This is a genomic window from Baekduia soli, from assembly GCF_007970665.1.
GTDB lineage: Bacteria > Actinomycetota > Thermoleophilia > Solirubrobacterales > Solirubrobacteraceae > Baekduia > Baekduia soli.
The window spans coordinates 3,433,201-3,457,698 of sequence record NZ_CP042430.1 but is presented as its reverse complement, the minus strand read 5'-3'; the positions used below and the strand labels follow the sequence as shown (position 1 = coordinate 3,457,698).

Genomic DNA, 24,498 nt, shown 5'->3' with positions numbered 1-24,498 from the left:
CCCGAACAGGATCTTCACCCGCGCCTTAGCCGCACCCGCCAGCGTGGGGGGCGCACCCCACCCCGGAGAGCGAGCATGCCCCACATCATCGTCCGAGCCGACCACCCCGACGACGTCGTGACGCACACCGAGTGGGTGTCGCGCGACGACTTCGAGACCGAGCACTTCCGCGCCCAGCTCGCCGAGCGCCTGGCGTGGGCCGTCGACGACGCCGCCGTGTGCGAGGGCCAGGGCGCCGGCGGCGACCGCCCCGGCGGCCCCCGCCCCTAGGCGCCGGGCGCGCCGGCCGCCGCGCGCAGCACCCCCGCCGTGTGCTCGTCGGCGGGGAAGAACGCCTCGATCGACAGCTCCTGCACGGTGATGTCCAGCGGCGTGCCGAACGTCGACACGATGCTCATGAGGCTCAGCTCGCCCGACGGATGGCGCAGGCGCAGCGGGACGATGACGTCCTCGGGCCCCGGCAGCTCGTGCGCGGCCGGAGCCGGCTCGTCGCCCGGGTAGGCGCGCAGCTCGGCCAGCAGCGAGGCCACCTGCGGGTCCGACGTGGCGACGACCTGGCGGGCCAGGCGGTCCAGGATGTGGGCGCGCCACTGGGCGAGGTTGGCGATCCGCGGGGCCAGGCCGTCGGGGTGCAGGCTCAGGCGCAGCGCGTTGACCGGCGGCTGCAGCTGGGCGGGGTCGATGCCCTCGAGCAGCAGCGCCAGCCCGGCGTTGGCCTCCAGCAGCTCCCAGCGGCGGTCGACGACCAGCGCCGGGTAGGGGTCGTGACCGGCCAGCACGCGACGCACCGCATCGCGCACGAGCGCCATCCGCCCGTCGTCGAGCTCGGTCTGCGGATAGGCCGGCGCGAAGCCCGCGGCCAGCAGGAGGTCGTTGCGCTCGCGCAGCGGAACCTCGAGGTGCTCGGCCAGGCGGATGATCATCGCGCGGCTCGGCCGCGCCCGGCCGGTCTCCAGGAAGCTCAGGTGCCGCGTGGAGACGTCGGCCTCCAGGGCGAGCTCCATCTGGCTCAGCCGTCGCCGGTCGCGCCAGCCGCGCAGGAGCTGGCCCACGGTCGGGCCGGGCGGGTCGAGGGTCGTGACGGCCGACATGCCCACGACGCTAGACGGTGCGCGGCGGCACGGCCATGACCTCGGAGGTCATGGCCGCGGTCCGCTCAGTGATGGCGCAGCGCGTCGACCAGCTCGTCCTTGGTCATACCCGAACGGCCCTCGATGCCGAGCTCGGCGGCGCGGTGGCGCAGCTCGTCGACCGTGCGGTCCTCGTAGGAACCGGCGTGGCCGCCCTTGGCGCTGACGTCGGTGCCGGCGGCCTTCGCGTTGGCGATGCGGGCCGCCTTCTCCTTGCTGGCGCCGTCGTCGCGCAGCGCCTCGTAGAGCTTGTCGTCCTTGACGCTCGGTCCGGGGTTCTTCGCAGCGGGCATACCGGATCGCTACCCGCAGGCCTCGGTGGCCCATGCGCGAGGACCCGAGCGACGGTCAGACGGCCGCGGCGGCCTGCGCCGCGGCGACGGCGAGGCGGTCGGCGCGGTCATTGAGCGCCTTGTGCGCGTGCTCGGAGCCCGTCTCGTGCCCGCGCACCCAGTGCCAGCGGATCTCGGCGTGGCGGGCGATCTCGGCCTCCAGCGCGCAGACCAGGTCCTGGTTCTTGACCGGCGCGCCCGAGGCGGTCTTCCAGCCCTTGCGCTTCCAGCCGTGGATCCACTTCGTCATGGAGTCGAGCATGAGCGTCGAGTCGGTCACCACGCAGGCCAGGCTGCCGGCGGGCAGCGAGCGCAGGCCCTCCAGCGCCGCGGTGTACTCCATGCGGTTGTTCGTCGTGTGACGCTCGCCGCCGGACAGCTCGACGGCCGCGCCGTCGCCGGGCCCCACCACGATCGCCGCCCATCCCCGGGCCCCGGGTTGCCGCTGCACGCGCCGTCGGTCCACACGAGGGCCTCGCCCGCACGAGCCTCCACGGGGACCTCGGGACGCGGGGCGGGACGCGGGCGGCGGCGACGGGCGGTGGAGGCGGGCGGCATCGGCCGGGGATCGTAGGGGGCGGGCAGGACGGTGCCGCGCGGCCTGCGAGGCCTGCCCCATGAGCGTGGGCGCACCACGCGTTCGTCGGGGCGGCCGACGGTCCCTCCGTGATCCTCATGGTCGGCGCGCGGGCCGATGGCGCCGAGCGTGGGTCATCCACCCCGTGGACCCGGTGGCCGCGCGCCGCGGCGCTCGGTCGCGCAGGCGACGACGTCACCGGCCGAGTCCTGTCGCGGCACGCCGGGAGCACGTCCCCGAGCCCCACCGGCCGGCTCGCTGCCCGGCGCCCGATCCGGCCCTGGACGAGCAAAGGCCCGGGGCGTCGTGCGCCCCGGGCCCGGATCTCAGTGCGACCGCAGCGCGCCCCCGCAATGGGGACAGCTGCTGCGATGGCCGTGGAGCTGCGCGTCGAAGAGACGCAGGCAGCTGCCGCAGATCATGCGGATCATGGTGATGATCCTCTCGTTGGCGCGGTGCCGCGCCGCAGCGGCTGCTTAGAGCTGCTGGACGTTCACCGCGTTGGGGCCCTTGGGCCCGCTCTCAGCCTCATAGCTGACCTTCGCTCCCTCGGGCAGCGAACGGAAGCCGTCGCTGTTGATCGCCGAGTGATGGACGAAGAGGTCCTTGCCCCCGTCGTCGGGGGTGATGAAGCCGAAGCCCTTCTCGTCGCTGAACCACTTGACGGTTCCGGTGGCCATGTCTGGTCCTCCTACTTGGTGCTCTGGTGCTACGCGGAGGATGCTTCGTGGCAACGACTGCGGACACACGGGCACTGCTTTGCCGAGCGGGTTCGCTCGACCTGTTCGCAACGCAGGTTAGCAGGCCGTCGGACGCGCGATGACCGAAAGTCCGAGCGGGTAGGCTGTGATGACCGGCGGGCCACCCACTCGACCGGGGTCACGGCTTCGGCCTGGACCCACCGCGGCAACGCGCCGGCCCTCGGGCCGGCGGCCTGTCCCGGGGTCGGGAGTGTCACGCCGCCCAGGCATCCAGACACAAGTCCTGGGACGTTAGTAAATAGTGGTGGCCTCTGACCGGTGCGGAGCCGTCCGGACCCACGTGGTCCGGGCGGCGCTTTCCGCGTCGACGCTCCGGACCCGGAGGGACGCGGTGGCCTGGTGCGCCTCCTGGTCCGGTCGGCCGGCGCCTCGCCGGCGACCGTCGTGACGCGCCTTCTCCCGACGGCTCGCGCTTCCTCTGCGGGACGCCCGACCGGACCCGGCGGGTCTGGCACATCCGGCAGGCGACGGCCAGGGGACCGGGCGTCCCACCCCCGGACCAGGTCGCAGACCTCCGCCGGCCGCGACAGGAACGGGTGATGGCCGGCGTCGAGTCCACGACGGCTCCGGCCCGGGCGGCGAAGGCGCGCCGGCGGTCGGCCGGCGTTCCGCGGATCGACGGCGCGTGACGGCCCGTCGGACGCGGCCCGGACCGGCTAGGCGGCCTCGCGCAGCGCCTCGATCTCGCGGACGGTCGACAGGCGCTCCAGCGCCCGGCGCTCCAGCGCGCGGACCTCGGCGTGGCGGAGGCCGAGCCTGCGCCCGATCTCGGCGACGGCCACCGGCGCATCGGCGCCTCCCAGGCCGTAGCGCAGGATGACGACCTCGCGCTCGCGATCGGAGAGCTCGTGCAGCGCGCGGCGCACGGCGCCCTCGCGCAGGCTGACGTGGACCTCCTCCTCCAGCGGCGCCGCGTCGCTGGGCAGCAGGTCGCCGAACGCGGCGTCGCCGCCCTCCCCCACGGGCCGGTCCAGGCTCGTGACCGTCCGGGCCATGTCGCGCAGCGCCTCGACGTCGCCGACGCTGAGCTGGGCGCGCGCGGCGAGCTCCTCGTCGGTCGGGGCCCGCCCGAGCTCGGCCGAGAGCTCCTTGTCGGCGCGGCGCAGCCGGCGCTCGCGCTGGAGCACGTTGGTGGGAATGCGGATCGTGCGCTCCTTGTTCTCCATGCCGCGCTGGATGGCCTGGCGGATCCAGTACGTCGCGTAGGTGGAGAACTTGAACCCGCGCCGCCAGTCGAACTTCTCCGCAGCCCGGATGAGGCCGAAGATGCCCTCCTGGATGAGGTCGAGCAGCGTGAGCCCGTCGGTCGGGTAGCGCTTGGCGATGGAGACCACCAGGGCCAGGTTGGCGGTGATCATCCGCTCCTTGGCGGCGTCATCGCCCTGCTCGATGCGCTTGGCCAGCGCGATCTCCTCGGCGGCGGTCAGCAGCGGGTGGCGGTGGATCTCCCGCAGGAACAGCGACAGCGCGTCGGTCGTGGCGGCGGCCAGCTCCCCGTTGACGTAGTTCGTGGCGGGCACGGCCCGCCGGCCGCAGTCGTCGGTGACCCGGACGCCGCGGACGCGCGCCTCGTCCTCCACGAGCGCCTGGCCGTCCTCATCGAGCTCGAGGCGCGCCACGAGCGTCGCGACGTCGGCCAGGTGCAGGCACCCCTCGTCCTCGGCCTCATCGAGCAGGGCCGTGATCGCGGCGAGCGTCGCCTGGTCGGGCTCCATCACCACTGCGATACCCAGCACGGCGGGGACGATGCGCCCCGGCCTCGCCGCAGGATGCGGCGCCGCGAGGCGCGAACGGCCGCCTGCAGCCGGCCGGTCTGCAACAGATCTTGCGCTGAGCAGGGATTTCGGCTGGTACAACGACGGCGCGCCGAACCGTTCTGACCGAACGGACGGGGGACCCATCGCGACCGCAGACCGGTCGCCGGGGCGAATCCGCGTCTGGATGACGCGGTAGCGCTGCCTGTGCAGCGCGAGCCCGTCAGCTGACCCCGCAGGCGACCTGGACCATGCCCCCCGTTCGTCCCCGCCTCCTCCTCGCCCTGCTCGCGGTGCTGCTCCTGGCCCTGCCCGCCGCCGCGGCCGATGCCCGCTCGCTCAAGCGCGGCAGCCACGGCACGGCCGTCAAGCGCCTGCAGCGCGCGCTGCACCTGACGCCCGACGGCGTCTTCGGCCCGGGCACCGCTCGCGTGGTGCGGCGCTTCCAGCGCCGCCACCACCTGCACGCCGACGGCGTCGTCGGCGCGCAGACCTGGAGCATGATCCGCCGCTCGCGCCGGGCGAGCAGCGGCTCGGCGGCCGATGGCGGCCGGGTGCGCACGCGCGGCTCGGCCGTGGCGCTGCTGCAGCGCCGGCTCGGCGTCGCCGCCGACGGCGTCTTCGGCCCCGGCACCGCCCGCGCGGTCCGCACCTTCCAGCGCGCCCACGGCCTGACGGCCGACGGCATCGTCGGGCCCGGCACCTGGAGCGCCCTGGGGGTCGGCGGCGCGCATCCGGTCCTCAAGCGCGCCCGGCTGGGCAGCGGCGCCGCCGGCGGCGTCCCGCGCCACGTCCTGCTCCTGCGCCGGGCGATCGCCGCGGGCGACCGCATCGCCCACCTGCCCTACATCTACGGCGGCGGCCACGGCAGCTTCCACGCCGCGGGCTATGACTGCTCGGGCTCGGTCTCCTACGTCCTGCACGGCATGGGCCGCCTGGACCGCCCCATGGACTCCGGCGAGCTCATGCACTACGGCTCGCCGGGCCGCGGGCGCTTCGTGACGATCTACGCCAACCCGGGCCACGCGTTCATGGTGATCAACGGGCGGCGCTACGACACGAGCGGGCGCTCGGCCGACGGCTCGCGCTGGCAGGCCGACGCGCGGTCGACCGCGGGCTACGTCGCCCGCCATCCCGCGGGTCTCTGAGCGCGGCCGCGGGGCGGCGCCTCGCGTCAGCGCTGGTGGCCGGCCCAGCCCATGAGCGCGAAGACGGCCGCGGCACCGACGGCCGCGGCCGCGATCAGGATGTCGTGGAGCACCTCGAGCATGGACCGCATGCTGGCGCGCGTTCCTGAAGGGCGGCCCAAGGTCACCTGAGCGGTCCCTTAATCCCGCGGGGCGGTCAGGCGGCCGCCCGCTCGCACACGTACGCCACCAGGGCGTTGAACATGTCCTTGCGGAAGTGGTGCGTGGCGCCGGCCAGCGCGAAGTCGCGCTCGTTGCCCGGCACGGCCGTGAAGGCCACGATCTCGATGCTGGGGCTGACCGACTTGAGCTCGCGCGTGGCGGTCACCCCGTCCATGCCGGGCATGTGATGGTCCATGATCACGAGGTCGGGCTGGGGCGAGGACGCCGCGATCTCCAGCGCCTCCTCCCCCGAGCCGGCCTCGGAGATGGCGATGTCGCCGCGGCCCTCGAACAGCGCGCGCAGCAGCGCCCGCATCTCGGCCGCGTCGTCGACCAACAGGACGCGCAGGGGCGATCGGCTGGTCATCGTCGGCACACTCGGGGGATCGCCGCGCCGGGGGCATGGATTGAGGCCGTCTCCAAGGCCTCAGTCCGGGATCAGACGGCGACGGGAGAAGAAGATCATAGGCCCCTGGGCCTACCCGCGGGTGCGCAGCTGGAAGACGGGCGCCGTGCTGCGCGCCGCCGAGCCGGACGTCGCCGACCGCGCACCGAAGTCCGCGACGAACGTCGCGCCGCCCGGTCCCGTGCCGTCGACCGGGACCCCGGCGGCGATGCCGACGCCGATCTGGCGGAACGCCGGCTGCAGGATGTTGGCGCGGTGGCCGGGGCTGGCCATCCAGCCCGAGACGATCGAGGCCGGGGTGGCGTGGGAGCCCGTACCCCAGGCGATGTTCTCCCCCGCGCTCCACGAGCCCGAGCCGGGCAGCCACCCGGCGCTGCGCAGGCGGTCGAGCATCGTCCCGCCGTCCGGCGAGGTGTGGTCGAAGAACTGGCGGGCGACCATGTCCTGGGCGAAGGCGCCGGCGGCGGCCGCCAGGTGCGGCTCGGCCTTGACCTTGCGCAGGCCATGAGCGGTGCGCTGGGCGTTGATGAGGCAGAGCGTGGCGGTCGCGGCGCGCGGGCCCGTCGGCGAGCCGTTGGCGCCCTTGCACGAGGCCATGGCCTGGGCCGGGACGGCCGCCAGGGCCGCGACGGCGGCGGCGAGCGGCAGGAGTCGGGAGATGGCGGCGGTCACCTGATCCCCCGTCGTCGGCGGGACGATCAGCGCGGAGCGCAACTTGAAGAACCTGGACAGGTGTCCGATCCACAACGCGGAGCGCAGAGGCTCCGCGGAGGCGTGGCCGGCGCTGCAGGTCTCGGATGTCCGTCAGGATGCCCATCGGGGAGCCGCCGGGCACGCCAGGCGCCGGCCGGCCCGCTGTCAGCGTCGGACTGGTCTCACGGGCGCCCGCGCTCGCGGGGCGACATGAGCGCCACCGGCACCCCGAGCCCCGCCGACGCCGCCACCGTCGCGATCCGCCGGCCGGCCTGGACCGCCGGCCGCGGCACGCCGGCGGCACCATCCATGCGGGCCACCGTGACGTCCAGGTCGGCGGCGACGAGCGCCAGCCCCCAGAACGTCGCCGGCCCGGACCCCTCGGGCTCGGGCGGTCCGACGACCTCGACGATGGCCTCGTCGGTCAGCAGGAAGCCCTGGCGCAGCGGGCGCGCGGGCGTCCCGGCATCGCGCACGCGGCGCAGCTCGAACCCCGCGGCCTCCAGCGCCTCGAGCGTGCGGGCCGTGTCCGGCGTGCGCACGACGAGGTGGTCGATGGCCACGACGCCGTTGGGGTGCTCCGGCGGCGCGTCGCCCGGCGGGATGGCCGCGACCGTGGTGGCCAGGCCGTCGATGCCGTCGTCGGCCGGGATCGCGCCGTGCAGCGCCCAGCCCGTGATGCCGCCGTCGCCGCCGGCCAGCACCAGCTCGGTGGCCCCGATCCGGCAGCGGCCGCGGGCGTCGACGGCGAAGCCCGCCCTCGCCCAGGCGGCGGGGTCGCACGCCAGCTGCACGGCGGCCAGGCGGGGCCGGACGGTCATGCCGACGCGGTGCTGCGCGACTCACCGCCGTCGCCCTGCGCGGCCAGCGCTGCGTAGCGGCCGCTGCGCTCGAGCAGCTCCTCGTGGGTCCCGCGCTCGACGATGCGCCCGCGGTCCAGCACGACGATCTGGTCGGCGTCGCGGACCGTGGAGAGCCGGTGGGCGATCGCGATGGTCGTGCGGCCGGCCGCCAGGCGGTCCAGGGCGTCCTGCACCGCGCGCTCGGTCTCGGTGTCCAGCGCGCTCGTGGCCTCGTCGAGCAGGAGCACGGGCGGGTTGCGCAGCACGACGCGCGCGATCGCGATGCGCTGCTTCTCACCGCCCGAGAAGCGGTAGCCGCGCTCGCCGACGACGGTGGCGTAGCCCTCGGGCAGCGACGCGATGAGTTCGTGGATCTGGGCGGCCCGGGCGGCGGCCTCGATCTCGGCGTCGGTGGCATCGGGCTTGGCGAACGCGAGGTTCTCGCGGACGCTGGCGTGGAACAGGTAGGTGTCCTGGGAGACCAGCCCGACCGTGCGCGCCAGCGAGGCGAAGCTCGCGTCGCGCACGTCGACGCCGTCGATCGTCACGCGCCCGGCCTGCACGTCGTACAGGCGCGCGGCCAGGTAGCCCAGCGTCGTCTTGCCGCTGCCCGTCTCCCCCACGATCGCCGTGTAGGAGCCGGCGGGCACGTCGAGGTCGACGCCGTCCAGCGTCGGGGCGACGTCGGCGTCGTAGCCGAACGTCACGCCCTCGAAGCGGACCTCGCCGCGCACGTCGGCCAGCTCGACGGGGTCGGCGCGCTCGGCGAGGTCGACGGGCAGGTCGAGGTACTCGAAGATCCGGTGGAACAGCGCCAGCGAGCTCTGCAGGTCCACGGACACCGACAGCAGCGAGCCGATCGGGAACAGCAGGCGGGTCTGCAGCGTCGTGAAGGCCACCAGGGTGCCGACGCTGATCGCCGAGGTCTGCCCGGCGAACCAATAGACGAGCGCGGGCATGATCGCGAAGCTCATCTGCACCGAGGCCATCCGCCAGCGCCCGGCCATCCGCGAGCGCACCTCGAGGTCGGCGAGCTCCTCGGACTCGGCGGTGAAGCGCTCGGCCAGCTCGCCGCCGCGACCCATCGTGCGCCCGAGCAGGATGCCGCTGACCGACAGCGACTCCTCCACGAGCGAGCTCATGTCGGCAACGCGGCCCTGGCGCTGGGCGGTGATCCGGCGCCGTTCGCCGCCCACGCGCCGCGTCATCCACACGAAGAACGGCAGCACCCCCAGCGAGAACGCCGCCAGCCGCCAGTCCAGGGCGAACATCGCGAAGATCGTCGCCAGGACCGTCGTGATGTTCGAGACGATCGACGTGGCGGTGCTCGTCACGACGCTCTGGATGCCGCCGATGTCGCTGGCGATCCTGGCCTGCACCTCACCGGTGCGCGTGCGGGTGAAGAAGGCCAGCGACAGGCGCTGCAGGTGGCGGTAGACCGCGGTGCGCAGGTCGTGCATGACCCGCTGGCCGACCATGTTGCTCAGCAGCGTCTGCGCGACGCCGAGGCCGCCGGTGATGATCGCGATGGCGATCATCCCGAGCACGAGCCACGTCAGCTCGGTCGTGTCGCGCCTCGGGATCGCATGGTCGAGGATCTCGCGCAGCAGGAACGGCGAGATCATGCTCAGCCCGGCGCTGAGCGCGATGAGCGCCAGCACGCTGAGCAGGCGCGCGCGGTAGGGCCCGAACAGGGCGCCGATGCGCCGGAGCTCGGAGCGGTCCCTCATGCGGTCGGGGCGGCCAGGCGGCCGTCGGCGACGTCGGCCACCTCGTCGAGCACGCCGGCCAGGTCGGCGGCCAGCGCCGGCCACGAGAAGCGCTCGTGGGAGGCCGCGTAGGCCTCGTCGCCGCGCCGGCGGCGCTCGGCGCCGTCGCTCAGGCAGGCCACCAGCGCGTCGGCCAGCGCCGCCTCGTCGTCGGGCTCCACGAGCCAGCCCGTGACGCCGTCGTCGACGATGTCGGCCGGCCCGAAGCGGTCGACGGCCACGGCGGGCAGCCCGCAGGCCATGCCCTCCACCAGGACCGAGCCGAACTGCTCGCGCACCGACGCCAGGACGATCGCGTCGGACGCGTTGAGGAACCCGGGCAGCTCGGCGTGGCCGTGCCAGCCCGCGAAGAAGACGTTCGGCGCGCCGGTGGCCTGGACGGCGTCGTAGGGGTGCTCGCCCTCCCATTCGCCGGGGTAGCCGCCCAGGAGCACGAGCGAGGCGTCGGGGCCCAGCCGCGGCGCGGCGCGCGACCAGGCGCGGACGAGCAGCCCGAGGCGCTTGACGGCCGTGAAGCGGCTGACGCAGATCGCGACGGGGCCGTGCGCCAGCGGGGCGGTGTCGCGCTCGGTGTAGGCCAGGTCGCCCTCCTGCCCGCCCGCGGGCCAGCCGCGCGGATGACGGACGAGGTGGTGCTCCCACAGCGCGGCGCGCTGCACGGGCACGCGGTCGAAGAGGTCGGGGTCGAAGCCGTTGGGGCTCAGCACGCAGCGCTCGGCCGCGACGCCGAGCAGCGCCACCGCGCGCTCCACCTGGCCCGGGGAGAGCACGAGCAGGCGCTCGCTGGCCTGTGCCCAGGACCGCATGCGCCGCGCCCAGGCCTGGGCGTGCGGCCACGGGGCGCCGTCGGCGATCTCCTCGAGCATGAGCAGCTCGGTGCCGTGCAGGTGGGTGATGACGGGCACGCCGGGCGCGACGCGGCGCGCGGCCTCGTGGATCGGCGTGAGGTGGTGCAGGTGCAGGACGTCGTGCTCGGCGGCGCGCGCCTCCTCCAGGGCCCGTGCCCAGGCCTGCACGTGCTCCCCGAAGGCCGCGTCGTCGACAGCGGCGAAGATCGGGTCGGGCGCGCCGGGCCGGTCCTCGAAGGACGGGTGCATCGGCGCGTCGCCGGCGTCGAAGTCGACCGGGTGCACGTCGAGGCCGTCGTAGAAGGCGTGTGCGTCGCCGTGGCCGCCGTGTGATCCGCTGACCAGCGTGACGTCCCAGCCGTGCTCGGGCAGCTCGCAGGCCAGGGCACGGGCGACATGGGCGGATCCACCACGGGGGAAGAACATCAGGGCGGAGAGCACATGCACCCCCCTGTTGTACCCGATGGCGCATGGATCCCGGGATTCCGGGACGCGGCCCCTAGCGCGGGCGGAACACGATCGCCGTCGGCACCACGCGCCCGCCGGGCAGCCCGATCCCGTGGGCCTCGCGGGGCACGTTGCGCAGGCGCCCGGCGCACACCAGCGACGTCGAGCCGCCGCCGTCGAGGTTCATGGCCTGCGTGGCGCCCAGCGCGGCCATCGCCTCGGCCAGCTCGCGCATCGTCAGTCCGGCCTCGTCGTCGGCGCGGCCGTCACAGGCGACGGCCAGCAGCTCGCCGCGGCGCGTGAGGCCGATCGCGGCGCGCGGGTGGCGCCCCGCGGTGATGTCGGAGTCGAACTGGTGCGACCCCGCCGAGAAGCCCTCGGCGTCGCCGGCCAGCGGCGCGCCGCCGTGGACGAGCAGCGGGCCGGCCTGCAGCAGGTCGCCGACCGGGTCGGCGGGCAGCCGGTCGCGGCGGTCGATGGCCACCCCGCCGCCCGCGACGTGCAGGCAGGCCCGCAGGTCGCCGTAGGGGGCGGCGAAGGGCACGTGGGGGCGCGTGACCCCGCCCGTGACGAGCTCCCCGAGCGGCGTCAGCGACGGGCGCTCGTAGAAGCCGCCGCCGATCGCCTCGTTCCAGCCGCCGTCGCGGCAGTAGGCCTCCAGCGGGGCCGGGCGCGCCAGCCGCACGACGCGCACGTCGGTGCGGCGCAGGTCGTAGCGGGCGACGTAGAGCGTGGTCCGCGCACCGTCGCGCAGGCGCAGCCGCTCGCGGCGCAGGTGGCGCGGGCGCGGCGCCAGGGCCGGCCGCAGCGGGTTCAGACGGGCGCGTGGGGCCATGGCGCGGTGCAGAGGATGACTCAACGGAGCGGTGGTGGTCGTTAAGGGCCGGTGACCCCGGACGGCCACCGAGGGGCGGGATGATGAGGTTCGGGGCCGACGTCCCGCGCCCTCCTTGCGACTAGGTGCTCCGCGGAGGCGCTGCGGTCGCGTCGCGGCGCCGGGCGCGGAACGCCCGGCCCACACCCACCCATGATGTCTACGCTGGTCGGGTCGTGTCCGCGCCCGCCGAGCCGCCGCCGCTGCGCACCTGCCCGACGTGCGGGCGCCAGGCGCGGACGCCCTACGAGCGCTGCCCGTCCTGCGGGCGCTCCTACTTCGAGACCCCGCGCGCGACGGTGCGCCGCCGGCGCGTCGTCCTGGCCTCGGCGGCCGTCGTGGTCGTGGCCGCTGTCGCGGTCCTCGCGGTGCTCCTGCTGCGCTCCCACACCCGCGCGACCGTCCAGGAGCGCGCGAGGACGGCCGAGCGCGTCGCCGCGCTGCGCGCCCGGCTCGTGCGGATCCAGGCCCCCCACCGCGGCTCGGCGCGCTCGCTGCTGCCGGCCGCCGATGCCACGCCCGCCCAGCGCCTGGCCGCGCGGCGCGCGCTGGTCGTCGCCGTCCAGGACCGCATCACCGCCGACGCCCGGGCCCGCGCGCGGGCGGGCGAGCTCGACGGCCCGATCGCGTCGACGGAGTGCGGCCCGTTCCTGCGCTCCAAGGAGGCGGTGCCCGACGACCGCGACCTGCGCCGGCACATCGGTCGCTACGACTGCATCGCGATCAAGGGCGCCGTCCAGGACGGGCGCGGCGCGCACGTCGCCGACATCGGCCACCCGTTCGTGGCCGCGCTGGACTTCGACACGTTCACCTACACGTGGTGTCGCAACACGCCCGCCCAGAGCGAGGCCGGCGTGCCGCTCGTGTTCGTCCGCCTCCAGCGCGCGTGCCTGGCCGCCAGGGGCCGCGCGATGGGCACGGGCTACGCCGACGTGCCCGACCGGCCCGCCTCCTAGCGGGCCCTCAGCGATTGCGCTTGCGGGCGCTGCGCGCCCGGCGGTTGGCGGCACGCGCCTGCGCCTTGCGGCGCTTGTGCTCGGCCTCGCGGGCGGCCTTGGACTGCGTGCGCCCGTCCGTCTCGGGCTCGGACGGCGCGACGGAGCGGGCGTCGCCGACGATGGCCCAGGCGATGCCGAGCAGCAGCACGGCGCCGGCCACGAAGATCAGCGCCTCCTGCCAGCCCTTCAGCCCGCCGCCGTCGGTGCTCGAGGCCGACGACGAGCTCGTCGTGTCGGCCGGCGCCGGCGTCGCCTGGGGCTGGGGCAGCGGCGCGAACGGGCTGCTCTGCGCGCCGGCCGCCGCGGGGACGACAAGGGCGATCAGGCAGAGCAGCAGGGGCGCGACCCGGCGGAGCATGACGGGGATCCTGCCACGCCCGCGACGCGGCGCGGGTCGTCGCCGCGCGCCGGGTAGTCTGGGGGACCCATGGCTCCCAAGCAGCGCCAGATCCGGATGCAGCAGACGAGTGGCCTGGCTGCGATGCAGCAGCTCGAGACCCGCTCCGACGAGGAGCTCGAGCGCGAGCAGAAGTTCAAGGCCGCCGCGCAGGCGATCCTCGGCGCGCGCGCCGCGGAGCGCTACGACGCCAAGGCGTCGCGCGAGCACTTCCGCCGTGCCCTGGCCGCCGCGCGGCCCCAGGAGCGCATGGCGCTGCGGCGGATGGCCGACGCCTCGCTGGCCCTCGCCGAGCGCCGCCCGGACGACCTCAAGGCCGCCGTGGAGAAGCTCGGCCAGGCCCCGCCGTCCAACCGCCAGCTCATGCTGCTGCGGTTCATGGGTCTCGTCGCCCCGCCGGCCAGCGCCGGCACGCCGGCCCGCGTGCGCGGCATGGCCGTGCTCATCGGCCTGGTCGTCGCGCTCGTCGTGATCGCCACCGCGCTCGTCAAGCTCGTCGGCCTGGCCTTCGGCGGCGTGAGCACCCTGACCTCCGTGTGGGTCGGCCTGCTCGTCCTGCTCGTCGCGCTCGGGGTCCTCGCGCTCCTGGGCCGCCGGCGCCAGGCCAAGGCCAAGGCCGCCCGCGCGGCCGGGCCCGGCTCCTAGCCCGCGCGCCATGTGCGGGCGCTACTCGCTGGCCACCCCCGCCCAGAACGACCTGCGGGCCCGCTTCGCGCTGGGCGAGTCACTGGAGATCCGCCGGCGGTTCAACGTCGCGCCCGGCGACGACGTCGTCGCTGTGACGACCTCCAAGGAGGGCGTGGCGCGCGGCGAGCTGCTGCGCTGGGGCCTGGTGCCCCACTGGGCCAAGGACGCCCGGACGGGCTTCAAGATGATCAACGCGCGCGCCGAGACCGTCGACGAGAAGCCGGCCTACCGCGGGGCGCTGGCGACGCGGCGCTGCCTCATCGTCGCCGACGGCTTCTACGAGTGGCAGCGGCGCGAGGGTGCGCCCAAGCTGCCCTGGCACGTCACGCGCGCCGACGGGGCGCCGTTCGCGTTCGCCGGCCTGTGGGCGATCTGGCACGGGCCGGCCGAGCAGGTCCTGCGCACCTGCACGATCATCACGACGCAGGCCAACGCGCGCCTGGCCGACGTCCACGACCGGATGCCGGTCATCCTGCGCGACCAGGGCGAGGAGGAGGCCTGGCTGGACCACGCGACCCCGGTCCCCGTCGCGCTGGAGCTGCTGCGCCCCCTGCCCGACGAGCTCACGGGCCGTCGCGCCGTGGGCCCCGCGGTCAACGACGCGCGCCACGACGAGCCCGACTGCCTCGACGACGCGCCGGCCGGCGGCGAGCCCGCGCCGAGCCTGTTCTGAGCCGTGGCCGCGGGACAACCGGCTAGGGTCGGCGCAGTGGAGCTGGCGACCCCCCGACTGCGCCTGTGCGCCCTGGAGCCCGCCGGGCTGCGGGCGCTGCTCGGCGGCGTCGCCGCCCCCGGCGCGCGCTGGGCGCGGGGCTATCCGCTCGACGGCTCGCTCGTCGCGGCGGCGATGCAGCTCGAGCGGCTCGACGCAGGCGCCGACCGCGGGCCGTTCGGCCTGTTCCATATCCTCGTCCGCGAGGCCGGCGACCTCGTCGTCGGCGACATCGGCTTCCACGGAGCGCCCGACGAGCTGGGGATCGTGAGCATCGGCTTCGGGATCGTCCCGGCGGCGCGCCACCGGGGGTACGCCGCCGAGGCGTTGCGCACGGTGCTGGACTGGGCGCTGGGCCGGCCCGAGGTGCGCGCGGTGTGCGCCGACACCGACCTCGTGCACCTCGACTCCCAGCGGGTCCTCGTGTCGGCCGGCATGCGCCTGGCCGCCGCCGAGGGCGACCGCAAGCTCTACGAGATCCAGGCCTCGTGAGCACGCTCACGGCGCTGGCGCGGCGCTACGACCACGTGCTGCTGGACCTCGACGGCTGCGTGTGGGTCGGCGACGAGCCGACGCCCGGCGCGGTCGAGACGATCCTCGCGCTGCGCGAGGCGGGCATGGGCGTGGCGTTCGTGACCAACGACGGGCGCCACGCCGGCGAGGACTACGTGCAGAAGCTGTGGCGCCTGGGCTTCCGCGCCTCCGTGGAGGAGGTCGTCACCGTCGGCGGCGCGATCCAGTACCTGCTCGCCGAGACCGGCCGCTGGCGCAGCGCCCACGTCGTCGGCGCGGCCTCCATGCACCGTCACGTCGCCGACGCCGGCCTGCACATCGTCAACGGCCGCGACGTCCCCGCGCCCGACGTCGTCGTCGTCGCCGCCCACGACGACTTCGACTACGGCGAGCTGCGCGACGCGGTGCAGGCCGTGCTCGCCGGCGCCGAGCTGGTCTGCGCGGGGCGCGACGCGGTCTTCCCCATGCCCGGCGGTCCGTGGCCGGGCACGGGCGCCGTGGTCGCCGCGGTCGAGGCGGCCACCGGCGTGCGCGCCGTCAACGCCGGCAAGCCCGCCGCCCAGCCGTTCCTGACCGCGCTGGACCGGCTGGGGGCCGACCCCGCCGACCCGCGCGCGCTCGTCGTCGGCGACCGGCTCGACAGCGACGCCGAGGGCGCCCGCGCCGCGGGCCTGGACGGGGCGATCGTGCTGACGGGCGCGACGTCGGAGGCCGAGGCCCGCGCGGCCGAGCCGGCGCCGGTGGCGATCGCGGCGAGCCTGGCCGACCTCCTGCTGGCCCGGTGACCGTCGACGCGATGCGCGAGGATGCGGGCGCCATGCCGCGGTCGGTCGCCCTGCTCGTCAACCCCTCGGCCGGCGGCGGGCGGGCGCTGCGGGCGCTGCCCGCCGTGGAGGCCGAGCTCACGCGCCTGGGCCTCGAGCACCGCACGACGCGCACGACGTCCCTCGTGCACGCCCAGGCGCTCGCGCGCGAGGCCGACGACGCCGGGCGCGTCGTGGCCACGCTGTCGGGCGACGGGCTCATCGGCGCCGTGGCCGGGGCGCTGCGCGGCCGGCCCGCGGCGCTCATGGCCATCCTCCCGGGCGGCCGCGGCAACGACTTCGCCCGGGCCAACGGCATCCCGTGCGACGCCGTGGCGGCCTGCGGCGTGCTGGTCACGGGCGTCCCGCGGGCGCTGGACGTCGGCGACGTCGACGGGCGCACGTTCGTCGGCATCGCCTCCCTGGGCTTCGACTCCGAGGCCAACCGCATCGCCAACGAGGCCCCGTCGTGGATGGGGCCCATGGTGTACGCCTACGCCGCCCTCCGGGCCCTCGCCCGGTGGCGCCCGGCGACCTTCGACGTCGCCGTCGGCCACGACCACCGGACGTTCCGCGGCTGGACGGTCGCCGCGGCCAACAGCAGGGCCTACGGTGGAGGGATGCTCCTCGCCCCCGACGCGCGCCTGGACGACGGCCGGCTGGACGTCGTGCTCGTCGCGCCGCGGTCGCGGCGGGACTTCGTCCGCAGCCTGCCCAGGGTCTTCAAGGGCACCCATGTCGAGCTGGACAGCGTGACCGTGCTGCGTGGGCCCGAGGTGCGGATCGCCGCGGACCGCCCGTTCACCGTCTACGCCGACGGCGACCCGATCGGCGAGCTGCCCGTCACCGTACGCGCCGTGCCCGGCGCGATCCACGTCCTGCTGCCCGCGTGACGCTGCTGGGGGCCAAGCTGGCCGCGGCGCGCGCCGCCGGGGCCGTGTCCCGCCGCGCCGGCCGCGGCGGCACGTCGCTGCCGGGCAAGCTGCTGCTGCGCCTGGAGCCCCAGGCCGTCGCGGCGCTCGGCGCGCGGCTGCCGCGGGGCAGCGCCGTCATCTCGGCCACCAACGGCAAGACGACGAGCGCGGCGATGGCCGCGGCGATCCTCGAGCACGGCGGGCGCACCCTGGTCCACAACCGCGCCGGGGCCAACATGGCCGGCGGGGTGGCCGGCGCGCTGCTGGAGGCCGCCGGGCGCGGCGGGGCGATCGCCGGCGACACGGGGCTGTTCGAGGTCGACGAGTTCTGGCTCGACCGCCTGGTCCCGCAGCTGCACCCGCGAGCGCTGCTGCTGGGCAACCTGTTCCGCGACCAGCTCGACCGCTTCGGCGAGCTCGAGACGATCGCCGACCGCTGGGCGCAGGTCGTCGCCGCCGCGCCCGGCACCACGCTCGTGCTCAACGCCGACGACCCGCTCATCGCCGACCTCGGCCGCTCGCGGACCGGCACCGACGGCGTCGTCTACTTCGGCATCGAGGACCCGGCGGTGGCGCTGAGCGGCATGGCGCACGCCGCGGACTCCAAGCACTGCCGCCGCTGCGGGGCGCCCTACCGCTATGACCTGGTCTTCCTCGGCCACCTGGGCCACTACCACTGCGACGCCTGCGGAGCCACGCGCCCGGCCCCCCAGGTCTCGGCGCAGCGCGTCGTGCTCGACGGGCTGCGCGGCGCACAGGTCACGATGGCCACGCCCGCGGGCACCGTCGAGGTGCGCCTGCCGCTGCCCGGCCTCTACAACGTCTACAACATGCTCGGGGCCGCCGCGCTGGCGCTCTCGCTCGGCGCGCCGATCGACGACGTCGTGGCCGGCCTGCAGACCGTCTCCCCCGCCTTCGGCCGTGCCGAGTCCGTCCGCCTGGGCGGGTGCGACCTGCTCATGCTGCTCGTCAAGAACCCGGCCGGCGCCAACGAGGTGCTGCGCACGCTCGCGCTCGAGGACGGCGACCACGACGTCCTGGCCGTGCTCAACGACAACACCGCCGACGGGCGCGACATCAGCTGGGTGTGGGACGCGGACTTCGAGACGCTCGCCGGCCGGCTGCGGCGCGTGACGTGCAGCGGCACGCGCGCGGCCGAGATGGCCCTGCGGCTGAAGTACGCCGGCGTGCCGGAGGACCGGCTCGTCGTGCAGCCCGACCTGGACCGCGCGCTGGACGCCGCGCTGGCCGGCACGCCGCCGGGGCCGGGCCGCCTCATCGCCATCCCGACCTACACGGCGATGCTCGAGCTGCGCCGCCTCATCGTCGCCCGCGGCGCCGCGGGAAGCAGCTTCGGATGACCGGCGCCGTCCCGCTGGAGGTCATCTGGCACGACGTGGAATGCGGCGGCTACGCCGAGGACGCCGAGCTTTGGCGCGAGCTGGCCGCTGCGGCGCCGGGCGGCACGGTCCTCGACGTGGGCGCGGGCACGGGGCGCGTCGCGCTGGACCTCGCCGCCCGCGGCGCCGGCGTGGTGGCCCTCGACGCCGAGCCCCGGCTGCTCGAGGCCCTGGCCGCCCGCGCCGCGGAGGCCGGCCTGCCGCCCGTGCCCACCGTGTGCGCCGACGCCCGGGACTTCGCGCTGGGCCGGACGTTCGGGCTCATCATCGTGCCGATGCAGACCCTGCAGCTGCTCGGCGGCCCCGAGGGCCGAGCGGCGTTCCTGCGCTGCGCGCGGGAGCACCTCGCCCCGGGCGGCACGCTGGCCGCCGCGCTGGCCGACGCCCTGGACAGCTTCGACGGCGAGACCGACGGCCTGCCCGAGCCCGACGTCCTGGAGGCCGGGGGCGCCACGTACTCCAGCCTGCCGCTGGCCGTCGTCGACGAGGGCGACCGCGCGGCGATCCACCGCCTGCGCGAGATCCTCGCGCCCGGCGGGGCGCGCAGCGAGACCCTCGACGTCATCCGCCTGGACCGCGTGACCCCCGCCGAGGTCCAGCGCGAGGCCGCCGCGCTGGGCTGGCACCCGCGCCCCGCGCGGCGCATCCCCGCCACCGCCGCCTATGTCGGCTCGACGGTGGTGATCCTCGGTGGCTGAGCGCACGCTGCGCGTCTGCGCGCTGTACCCCGACCTGATGAACATCTACGCCGACCGCGGCAACATGCTCATGCTCGAGCGCCGCTGCGCCTGGCGCGGGCTGGGCTTCACGCTCACCGCCGCCGGCCTCGGCGACGCCGTGGACCCCGACGCCCACGACCTCTTCTACCTCGGCGGCGGCCAGGACCGCGACCAGCGCCTGTGCGCGCAGGACCTCGTCGACACCAAGTGCGACGCCCTGCACGCCGCGGCCGCGCGCGGTGCGCTCGTCCTGGGGATCTGCGGCGGCATCCAGCTGCTGGGCCACCACTACGAGCTCGGCGACGAGCGGGTGCCCGGCATCGGGCTCGTCGACCTGCACACCGTGCGCGCAGCCGACGGCTCGCGCCTGATCGGCAACGTGGCCATCGAGGTCCGGCTGCCCGGCCTGGACGGCCCGCGCGTGCTCGCGGGCTTCGAGAACCACGGGGGCCGGACGATGCTCGGGACCGGCGTCCACCCGCTGGGCCGCGTGCTGCGCGGCCACGGCAACGACGGGCGCTCCGGCGCCGAGGGCGTCCTGGCCGGGACCGTGATCGGCACCTACCTGCACGGCCCGCTGCTGCCCAAGAACGCCTGGTTCGCCGACTGGCTGCTGGCCACCGCGCTGGGCCTGGACCCCGCGGCCCTGGCCCCGCTGGACGACCGCCTCGAGGACGCCGCGCACGCCGCGGCGCGCCGCGCGGCGGGCGTCTGACGAACGCCGGCCCAGAGGGCCGGGTTCGCTGCAGGTGCCGGCCCCGGGGCGCCCGACGCGCCCGGGATGGGACCGACGCCTATGGCGCCGGTGCGGGCAGCGCGCCGACCACGACGAGCAGGTCGCGGAACGTCGCCTGCACCATCGTCGGCAGACCCTCGCCCATCGCGCCGAGCACGGCGCCGCTGAAGTCGCCCTCCAGAAGCACGAGCGTCGACGCGCCGGCCACCGTGAAGGCCTCGATGCGCCCCGGCCGCGGGTCCACGAGCGTGATGTCGCCCTCGGCGCGCGCCAGTGTGCCCTGCACGCTCAGGCAGGTGTTGCCGCCCTCGGCGCCCCCATCCTGGGTGGCCGCGAAGACCTGGTGGCCGAGATGCTCCTCCAGGAAGCGGCAGACGCCGTCGAAGTCGAGCTGCACGGGGGGCTCAGCGCGGGCGCCGCTCAGGGTGGCGCGGCAGCCCGTCGTCGGGCAGCGGCTGCCACGGCGCGGCGAACGCCGTGAACTGGTGGTAGCTCGGCCGCACGCCCGGGTCGCCGTCGATGGCCCCCAGGCGGACGGCGACGACCGTGTCGTCGCCGGGGTCGCGGGCGAAGAGGTGGCCGCCGCAGGCGCTGCAGAACCCCTTGTCGAAGCCGCGGTCGGGGTGCCAGGCACGGACGTGCTCGGCGCCCTGGGTGATCCGGAAGGAGCCGGGCACCGTGAGCCCCGCGGCCGAGGATGCGGTGCCGGTCCGCCGCTGGCAGCGCGTGCAGTGGCAGTGGCCGGCCTCGGACAGCGGCTCGGAGATCTCGAAGCGCACGGCGCCGCACAGGCAGCCGCCGGTCAGGGCAGGCTCGGACATGCCGCCAGCATGCCACGTCACCACACCGTCTCGAACAGCAGCTGCGTGGCCAGCGCCTGCACGGCCAGGGCCAGCAGGACGATCCGCAGCGCGCGCGGCGGCAGGACCGCGGCGGCGGCCGCGCAGGCCGGGGCGGCGAAGATGAGCCAGATCCGCTCGGTCTCGGCCTTCGTGAACCCCGCGGCGGAGGCGATGACGACGATCGCCGCGAGCGCGAGCGCCGCGGTGTCGCGGCGGCGCACGGCCACCAGCCAGGCGCCGGTCACGGCCAGGCCGCCGCTGACGCCCCACGCCACGGGCGAGCCCAGCGACCAGAACCACCACGGCCGCACCTCGGCGACCGAGCGCCGGTACACGCCCTCCGTCGCACGCAGCGTCCCCACCGGGTCGTAGCCGACCGCGGCCGCCAGCGCGCCGTTGAGCACCAGGAACGGGACGGCGCACGCCACGGCCAGCACGGCCGCCCGTCGCAGGCCGTCGCGCCTCGCGACGACGAGCACGGCGAACGCGCCGAGCGCCAGCAGCGCCCACGAGCAGAACGCCGCGACGGCGAGCAGGAGCGTGCCGGCCGCCGGCGCCGCGCGCCCGCGGCGCACGAGCAGCGCCGCGGTCGCGGTGCCCAGGGCGGCGTAGACCGCGTCGGCCGACGTGGCGCCGAACAGCAGCAGGCCCGGCGAGGCGGCCGCCAGCAGCCCGGCGACGCGGGCGCGCGCGGCCCCCGCGCCCAGCCCGCGGGCCAGCGCCCACGTCAGCGGCGCGGTGGCCGCCGCGGCCGCGATGCACAAGGCCGCCAGGCGCCGCGGCGTGGACAGGCCCAGCGCATCGACCCCCAGCAGCAGCCCCGGCGGGTGGCCGGCCACGTTGACCGGCATCGCGGGCACGAGCTCGGCGAAGCGGTCGAGGAAGAAGCGCGGCCCGTAGGACAGCGCGGGCAGGCCGGGCAGGTACTCGTTCTTGGCCTCGAACGAGCCGCCCGGCCTCGTGTCGAAGATCGCCCACCAGCCGTGTGTGCCCGAGCGCGCCGCGTTCAGGGCCAGCGCCGCGCCGAGCGCGAGCGCCGTCGTGGCGGCCAGGAAGGCGGGCAGCCGGACGACCAGCAGCGCGGGGCCGGCGGCCACCAGCGCGCCGAGCACGGCCACCGCGGCCAGCGCCCACACGTCGATCCGCGGGACCCAGCCCATGACGAACGGCGGCGACGCCGTGCCCAGCACCCCGCCCCCGTGCTCGATCCCGAGCCCGAGCACGGTCCAGACGGCGGCGAGCACCAAGGCGCCGAGCAGCATCCACCGGTCGGTGACCCGGGTCACGCGGGCCACGCTATGGCACCCTGGCCGGGTGCGCCGCGCCCTGCCCCCCGTCACGGCCGGCGTCCTGGCGGCCGTGGTGCTCGCGGCGGCGGGCTGCGGCTCGGAGACCGTGCACGAGCTGCCGCCCGCGGCGGAGCCGGCCCGCTCGCCCGTCCCCGCCACGACGCCCGCCGGCGAGGTCCTGCCCGCCGGGCCGGGTGCCGAGGGCATCGCCGTCGACCCCGTCACCCACACGATCGCCGTCGGCGTGCGCGCGCCCGCGGCGCTCATCCTGCTGCGCCCAGGCGCCGCCACGCCGCGGCGCGTCGTCGCGCTGGGCTCCCCGCCGCGCCATCTGGCCTACGACGCGGCCACCGAGCGCTTCCTGGTCCCGACGGAGGGCGACGACCGCCTCGTCCAGGTCACGCCCGCGGGCGCGGCGCAGGCGGCCGCCGTGGGCGCCCAGCCCCACGACGCCGCCGCGCTGGCCGGCTCGATCTTCGTCGGCGACGAGCGCGGCAACACCGTGTCGGTCGTGGTCGCCGGGCGCACCCGGCGCACGTTCGCGGTCGCCACCCAGCCCGGCGGCCTGGCGGCCGCCGACGGCGGGCACCTGCTGGCGGTCGTCTCCGTCCGCCGCCGCGTGCTGGAGCTCTACGACCCGCACACGCGGCGGCGGGTCGGCAGCGCCGGCGCGGGCGTCGGGCCCACCCACGTCGTCGCCGAGGCCGACCGCCTGTACGTGGCCGACACCCGGGGCGGCGCGCTGCTGGTCTTCGGCACCCGCCCGCGGCTGGCGCTGCTGCGGCGGGTCTTCCTGCCCGGCGGCCCGTACGGGCTGGCGATCGACCCCGTCCGCCATCGCCTGTGGGTCACGCTGACCGCGCGCAACGAGGTCGTCTCGCTCACCGCCGACGGCCGCCCGCGGGAGGTGAGGCGCCTGCCGACCGTGCGCCAGCCCGACAGCGTCGCCGTCGACTCAGCCCTGGGCACCGTCGTGGTCGCCGGGCGCGCCGCCGGCGTCGTGCAGGTCATCGGCGCGCAGCAGGCGTACCCCCAGCACGGCCGCTGAGCCGCCCCAGGCCGCGGCGACGACGAGCAGCCAGCGCCCGAGGTAGCCCGTGGGCGTCACGCCGGAGAGGTAATGCAGGCTCCCGGTCGAGCGGCCCAGGATGAGCGGGAAGAAGACGAGCAGCGTCACGCCGCTCATGACCGCGGGCACGCGCAGGTGGTTGACCACCGCGACGCCCCGGACCCGCGCGCGCTGGGCGACGCGGTCCAGCGCGGTGTAGGCGGGCAGCGCGACGAGGTCGTGCAGGACCAGCGCGGCGACGAACCAGACCACGACGTCGCGGGCGCCGCGGAAGTCGACGACCTGGAGGATCGCCCACGCGGCGAGGGGCAGCGCGACCAGGTGCGCCAGCAGGTGCACGGACGTGGCGCCGTAGTGGCGACGCAGCGCGGTCATGCGCCGAACCGCAGGTCGGAGACCCACTTCGTGGTGTGGACGCCGGGCAGCGCCGGGACGATGATCCGGGCCGGGTAGCCGTGGTCGGGCGACAGGTCGGCGCCGTTGACGCGCAACGCCAGCAGCGCCCGGTCGTCGGCGTACTGGTTGCGGGTCAGCGTCGCCCGGCGCAGCACGCCGCTCTTCTGCAGGGAGCGCACGAGCACATGCGATGTCCGGTCGCCGCCCACCATCCGCGCCAGCGCGATGAGCGGCACGCCCTCCCAGTGCTGGGAGGTCGACCAGCCCTCGACGCAGGCGATCGGCAGCTCCTCCGTTCGGAGCTCCAGGGCGAGGAGGTCCGCGCGGCTGAGCACCACCGAGCGTGAGCCGGCCGCGAGCCGCAGGCGCCAGGCGTCGCCGGTCATCGCCGGCGTGATGCGCGCGGCGCGCGCGGTCTTGTTGACGGGGAAGCCGTTGGGGCCCGGCCCGCTCGTGCGCCGCGGGGCCAGCAGCGCGGTGCCGCGCAGCGGCCCGCCGATCGACTCGCCGACGTTGGACACCAGCAGCGTCGCCGAGCCCACGCCGACGAGGCCGAGCAGGCCGCGCCGCGAGATCGTCGGGGCCGCCGGCTGCGCGGCGACGAGGCCGTGCTCGTCGGGTGGCTCGGGCACGGTCTGGGCCAGCGATGCGCGCAGCGGCGCCAGCCCGTCGCGCTCGCGCCACGCGCGGCGCATCACGGGGAGCTTGATCGCCACGTGCAGCAGGATCGACGCGATGAACACAATCGCGCCGTAGTAGTGGGCGACCACGAAGTTGAAGCTGAACGGGTACCAGTTCTGCATGTTGACCACGCCGGTGGCGAACTCGAACAGCGCGCTGCCGACCAGCAGCGCGATCCCGAGGCGCTCGAGGCCCTCGGCCGCCGACGCGACCGGCGGCCACGCGAACAGCCGCGGGATGACCGACCACAGCTTGGCCAGCAGGAGCGGGATCGTGACCAGACCGACGTTGACGTGCAGCCCCTGGTCGAGCGCGTAGAGCCAGGCCGGCGAGGTCGGCCACGTGAACGTCAGCGGCAGGTCGCGGCCGGCCGGCACGATCGCGTTGGCGCCCAGGCCCGGCTCGTAGGCGGCGTGCGAGAGCAGGCCGGTGACGGCGACGACCGTCACGCCGAGGAGCAGCAGCGAGCCCAGGACGGTCGTCATCCACGGCCCGCGCAGCGGCGAGCGCCAGAAGCCCGGGCGGAACGGGCCGGGCGGCGCCGGCGGGTCGCGCAGGAG

Annotated in this window: 29 protein-coding genes and 1 riboswitch; of the genes, 12 read left to right on the top strand and 17 right to left on the bottom strand. The window is 76.0% G+C overall.

Annotated features, from left to right (window positions below):
• Window positions 1-75: 75 nt before the first annotated feature.
• Window positions 76-270 (top strand): hypothetical protein, encoded by a 195-nt coding sequence (locus tag FSW04_RS16485; protein ID WP_146921186.1) that lies wholly within the window; start codon window positions 76-78, stop codon window positions 268-270.
• On the opposite strand, the gene FSW04_RS16480 is transcribed toward FSW04_RS16485, so the two are convergent.
• The 5 genes from FSW04_RS16480 to FSW04_RS16460 all read right to left on the bottom strand — a co-directional run bounded on the left by FSW04_RS16480 (window position 267) and on the right by FSW04_RS16460 (window position 4,515).
• Complete coding sequence (locus tag FSW04_RS16480) at window positions 267-1,091, bottom strand: helix-turn-helix domain-containing protein (protein ID WP_146921184.1); 825 nt, start codon at window positions 1,089-1,091, stop codon at window positions 267-269. The genes FSW04_RS16485 and FSW04_RS16480 overlap by 4 nt on opposite strands.
• Window positions 1,092-1,156: 65 nt before the next feature.
• Window positions 1,157-1,423, bottom strand: a complete 267-nt coding sequence (locus FSW04_RS16475; protein ID WP_146921182.1) for a DUF7218 family protein — start codon at window positions 1,421-1,423, stop codon at window positions 1,157-1,159.
• Window positions 1,424-1,478: 55 nt separating this feature from the next.
• Window positions 1,479-1,913, bottom strand: a complete 435-nt coding sequence (locus tag FSW04_RS16470; RefSeq protein ID WP_228430514.1) for a ribonuclease H family protein — start codon at window positions 1,911-1,913, stop codon at window positions 1,479-1,481.
• Between the two features lie 602 nt (window positions 1,914-2,515).
• Window positions 2,516-2,719 carry a cold-shock protein gene (locus FSW04_RS16465; RefSeq protein ID WP_146921180.1) on the bottom strand — a complete coding sequence of 68 codons (204 nt, stop codon included), beginning with the start codon at window positions 2,717-2,719 and terminating at the stop codon, window positions 2,516-2,518.
• Between the two features lie 737 nt (window positions 2,720-3,456).
• A complete protein-coding gene (locus FSW04_RS16460) occupies window positions 3,457-4,515 on the bottom strand; it encodes a sigma-70 family RNA polymerase sigma factor (protein WP_146921178.1) in 1,059 nt (352 codons plus the stop codon).
• A 149-nt stretch (window positions 4,516-4,664) separates the two neighbouring features.
• A riboswitch (cyclic di-AMP (ydaO/yuaA leader) is annotated at window positions 4,665-4,797 on the top strand.
• Window positions 4,798-4,805: 8 nt separating this feature from the next.
• Between FSW04_RS16460 and FSW04_RS28185 the strand changes: the two genes are divergently transcribed.
• Window positions 4,806-5,702 (top strand): peptidoglycan-binding domain-containing protein, encoded by an 897-nt coding sequence (locus FSW04_RS28185; RefSeq protein ID WP_146921175.1) that lies wholly within the window; start codon window positions 4,806-4,808, stop codon window positions 5,700-5,702.
• A gap of 196 nt (window positions 5,703-5,898) precedes the next feature.
• Here FSW04_RS28185 and FSW04_RS16450 read toward each other — a convergent pair whose 3' ends face one another.
• From FSW04_RS16450 to FSW04_RS16425, 6 genes are all read right to left on the bottom strand, one after another.
• Entirely contained in the window at window positions 5,899-6,270 is a 372-nt protein-coding gene (locus FSW04_RS16450) for a response regulator (protein WP_146921173.1), read from the bottom strand.
• A 111-nt stretch (window positions 6,271-6,381) separates the two neighbouring features.
• Complete coding sequence (locus tag FSW04_RS16445) at window positions 6,382-6,981, bottom strand: CAP domain-containing protein (protein WP_146921171.1); 600 nt, start codon at window positions 6,979-6,981, stop codon at window positions 6,382-6,384.
• A 203-nt stretch (window positions 6,982-7,184) separates the two neighbouring features.
• A complete protein-coding gene (locus FSW04_RS16440; protein WP_146921169.1) occupies window positions 7,185-7,823 on the bottom strand; it encodes a VOC family protein in 639 nt (212 codons plus the stop codon).
• Entirely contained in the window at window positions 7,820-9,574 is a 1,755-nt protein-coding gene (locus tag FSW04_RS16435; protein WP_146921167.1) for an ABC transporter ATP-binding protein, read from the bottom strand. Before FSW04_RS16435 ends, FSW04_RS16440 begins: the two co-directional genes overlap by 4 nt.
• On the bottom strand, window positions 9,571-10,908 hold the full coding sequence (locus tag FSW04_RS16430) for a glycosyltransferase family 4 protein (RefSeq protein ID WP_146921165.1): 1,338 nt from the start codon (window positions 10,906-10,908) through the stop codon (window positions 9,571-9,573). The genes FSW04_RS16435 and FSW04_RS16430 overlap by 4 nt, the downstream gene beginning before the upstream one ends.
• 52 nt (window positions 10,909-10,960) lie before the next feature.
• A complete protein-coding gene (locus tag FSW04_RS16425; RefSeq protein ID WP_146921162.1) occupies window positions 10,961-11,743 on the bottom strand; it encodes a phosphodiester glycosidase family protein in 783 nt (260 codons plus the stop codon).
• A gap of 215 nt (window positions 11,744-11,958) precedes the next feature.
• Between FSW04_RS16425 and FSW04_RS16420 the strand changes: the two genes are divergently transcribed.
• Complete coding sequence (locus FSW04_RS16420; protein WP_146921160.1) at window positions 11,959-12,738, top strand: hypothetical protein; 780 nt, start codon at window positions 11,959-11,961, stop codon at window positions 12,736-12,738.
• 7 nt (window positions 12,739-12,745) lie between these two features.
• On the opposite strand, the gene FSW04_RS16415 is transcribed toward FSW04_RS16420, so the two are convergent.
• The gene (locus FSW04_RS16415; protein ID WP_146921158.1) at window positions 12,746-13,138 is read right to left on the bottom strand and encodes a hypothetical protein; all 393 of its coding nucleotides are present in this window, start codon (window positions 13,136-13,138) and stop codon (window positions 12,746-12,748) included.
• Between the two features lie 69 nt (window positions 13,139-13,207).
• Here FSW04_RS16415 and FSW04_RS16410 point away from each other — a divergent pair, with 69 nt between their 5' ends.
• From FSW04_RS16410 to FSW04_RS16375, 8 genes are read left to right on the top strand one after another with little or no spacing between them, the layout of a single operon-like run.
• Window positions 13,208-13,822: a hypothetical protein gene (locus FSW04_RS16410; protein ID WP_146921156.1), complete on the top strand. Its 615-nt coding sequence runs from the start codon at window positions 13,208-13,210 to the stop codon at window positions 13,820-13,822.
• 10 nt (window positions 13,823-13,832) lie between these two features.
• Window positions 13,833-14,537 carry an SOS response-associated peptidase gene (locus FSW04_RS16405; RefSeq protein WP_146921154.1) on the top strand — a complete coding sequence of 235 codons (705 nt, stop codon included), beginning with the start codon at window positions 13,833-13,835 and terminating at the stop codon, window positions 14,535-14,537.
• Window positions 14,538-14,573: 36 nt separating this feature from the next.
• On the top strand, window positions 14,574-15,068 hold the full coding sequence (locus FSW04_RS16400) for a GNAT family N-acetyltransferase (RefSeq protein ID WP_146921152.1): 495 nt from the start codon (window positions 14,574-14,576) through the stop codon (window positions 15,066-15,068).
• A complete protein-coding gene (locus FSW04_RS16395; RefSeq protein WP_187368849.1) occupies window positions 15,065-15,874 on the top strand; it encodes an HAD-IIA family hydrolase in 810 nt (269 codons plus the stop codon). Before FSW04_RS16400 ends, FSW04_RS16395 begins: the two co-directional genes overlap by 4 nt.
• Window positions 15,871-16,785 (top strand): diacylglycerol/lipid kinase family protein, encoded by a 915-nt coding sequence (locus tag FSW04_RS16390; protein WP_228430513.1) that lies wholly within the window; start codon window positions 15,871-15,873, stop codon window positions 16,783-16,785. The genes FSW04_RS16395 and FSW04_RS16390 overlap by 4 nt, the downstream gene beginning before the upstream one ends.
• Window positions 16,782-18,167 (top strand): Mur ligase family protein, encoded by a 1,386-nt coding sequence (locus tag FSW04_RS16385; protein WP_146921149.1) that lies wholly within the window; start codon window positions 16,782-16,784, stop codon window positions 18,165-18,167. Before FSW04_RS16390 ends, FSW04_RS16385 begins: the two co-directional genes overlap by 4 nt.
• Window positions 18,164-18,904: a class I SAM-dependent methyltransferase gene (locus FSW04_RS16380; RefSeq protein WP_146921147.1), complete on the top strand. Its 741-nt coding sequence runs from the start codon at window positions 18,164-18,166 to the stop codon at window positions 18,902-18,904. The genes FSW04_RS16385 and FSW04_RS16380 overlap by 4 nt, the downstream gene beginning before the upstream one ends.
• Window positions 18,897-19,640, top strand: a complete 744-nt coding sequence (locus FSW04_RS16375) for a type 1 glutamine amidotransferase (protein ID WP_228430512.1) — start codon at window positions 18,897-18,899, stop codon at window positions 19,638-19,640. Before FSW04_RS16380 ends, FSW04_RS16375 begins: the two co-directional genes overlap by 8 nt.
• A 79-nt stretch (window positions 19,641-19,719) precedes the next feature.
• On the opposite strand, the gene FSW04_RS16370 is transcribed toward FSW04_RS16375, so the two are convergent.
• The 3 genes from FSW04_RS16370 to FSW04_RS16360 are packed head-to-tail and all read right to left on the bottom strand — an operon-like array spanning window position 19,720 to window position 21,789.
• Window positions 19,720-20,058: a hypothetical protein gene (locus tag FSW04_RS16370; RefSeq protein WP_146921145.1), complete on the bottom strand. Its 339-nt coding sequence runs from the start codon at window positions 20,056-20,058 to the stop codon at window positions 19,720-19,722.
• Window positions 20,059-20,065: 7 nt separating this feature from the next.
• Window positions 20,066-20,482 carry a GFA family protein gene (locus FSW04_RS16365; RefSeq protein ID WP_146921143.1) on the bottom strand — a complete coding sequence of 139 codons (417 nt, stop codon included), beginning with the start codon at window positions 20,480-20,482 and terminating at the stop codon, window positions 20,066-20,068.
• Between the two features lie 17 nt (window positions 20,483-20,499).
• Window positions 20,500-21,789 carry a hypothetical protein gene (locus FSW04_RS16360; RefSeq protein WP_146921141.1) on the bottom strand — a complete coding sequence of 430 codons (1,290 nt, stop codon included), beginning with the start codon at window positions 21,787-21,789 and terminating at the stop codon, window positions 20,500-20,502.
• A 28-nt stretch (window positions 21,790-21,817) separates the two neighbouring features.
• Between FSW04_RS16360 and FSW04_RS26185 the strand changes: the two genes are divergently transcribed.
• Window positions 21,818-22,840 (top strand): YncE family protein, encoded by a 1,023-nt coding sequence (locus tag FSW04_RS26185; protein WP_187368848.1) that lies wholly within the window; start codon window positions 21,818-21,820, stop codon window positions 22,838-22,840.
• Here FSW04_RS26185 and FSW04_RS16350 read toward each other — a convergent pair.
• Both FSW04_RS16350 and FSW04_RS16345 read right to left on the bottom strand, forming a co-directional pair.
• Entirely contained in the window at window positions 22,748-23,236 is a 489-nt protein-coding gene (locus FSW04_RS16350; RefSeq protein ID WP_146921139.1) for a hypothetical protein, read from the bottom strand. The genes FSW04_RS26185 and FSW04_RS16350 overlap by 93 nt on opposite strands.
• The gene (locus FSW04_RS16345) at window positions 23,233-24,423 is read right to left on the bottom strand and encodes a molybdopterin-dependent oxidoreductase (RefSeq protein WP_407652994.1); all 1,191 of its coding nucleotides are present in this window, start codon (window positions 24,421-24,423) and stop codon (window positions 23,233-23,235) included. Before FSW04_RS16345 ends, FSW04_RS16350 begins: the two co-directional genes overlap by 4 nt.
• Between the last annotated feature and the right edge of the window lie 75 nt (window positions 24,424-24,498).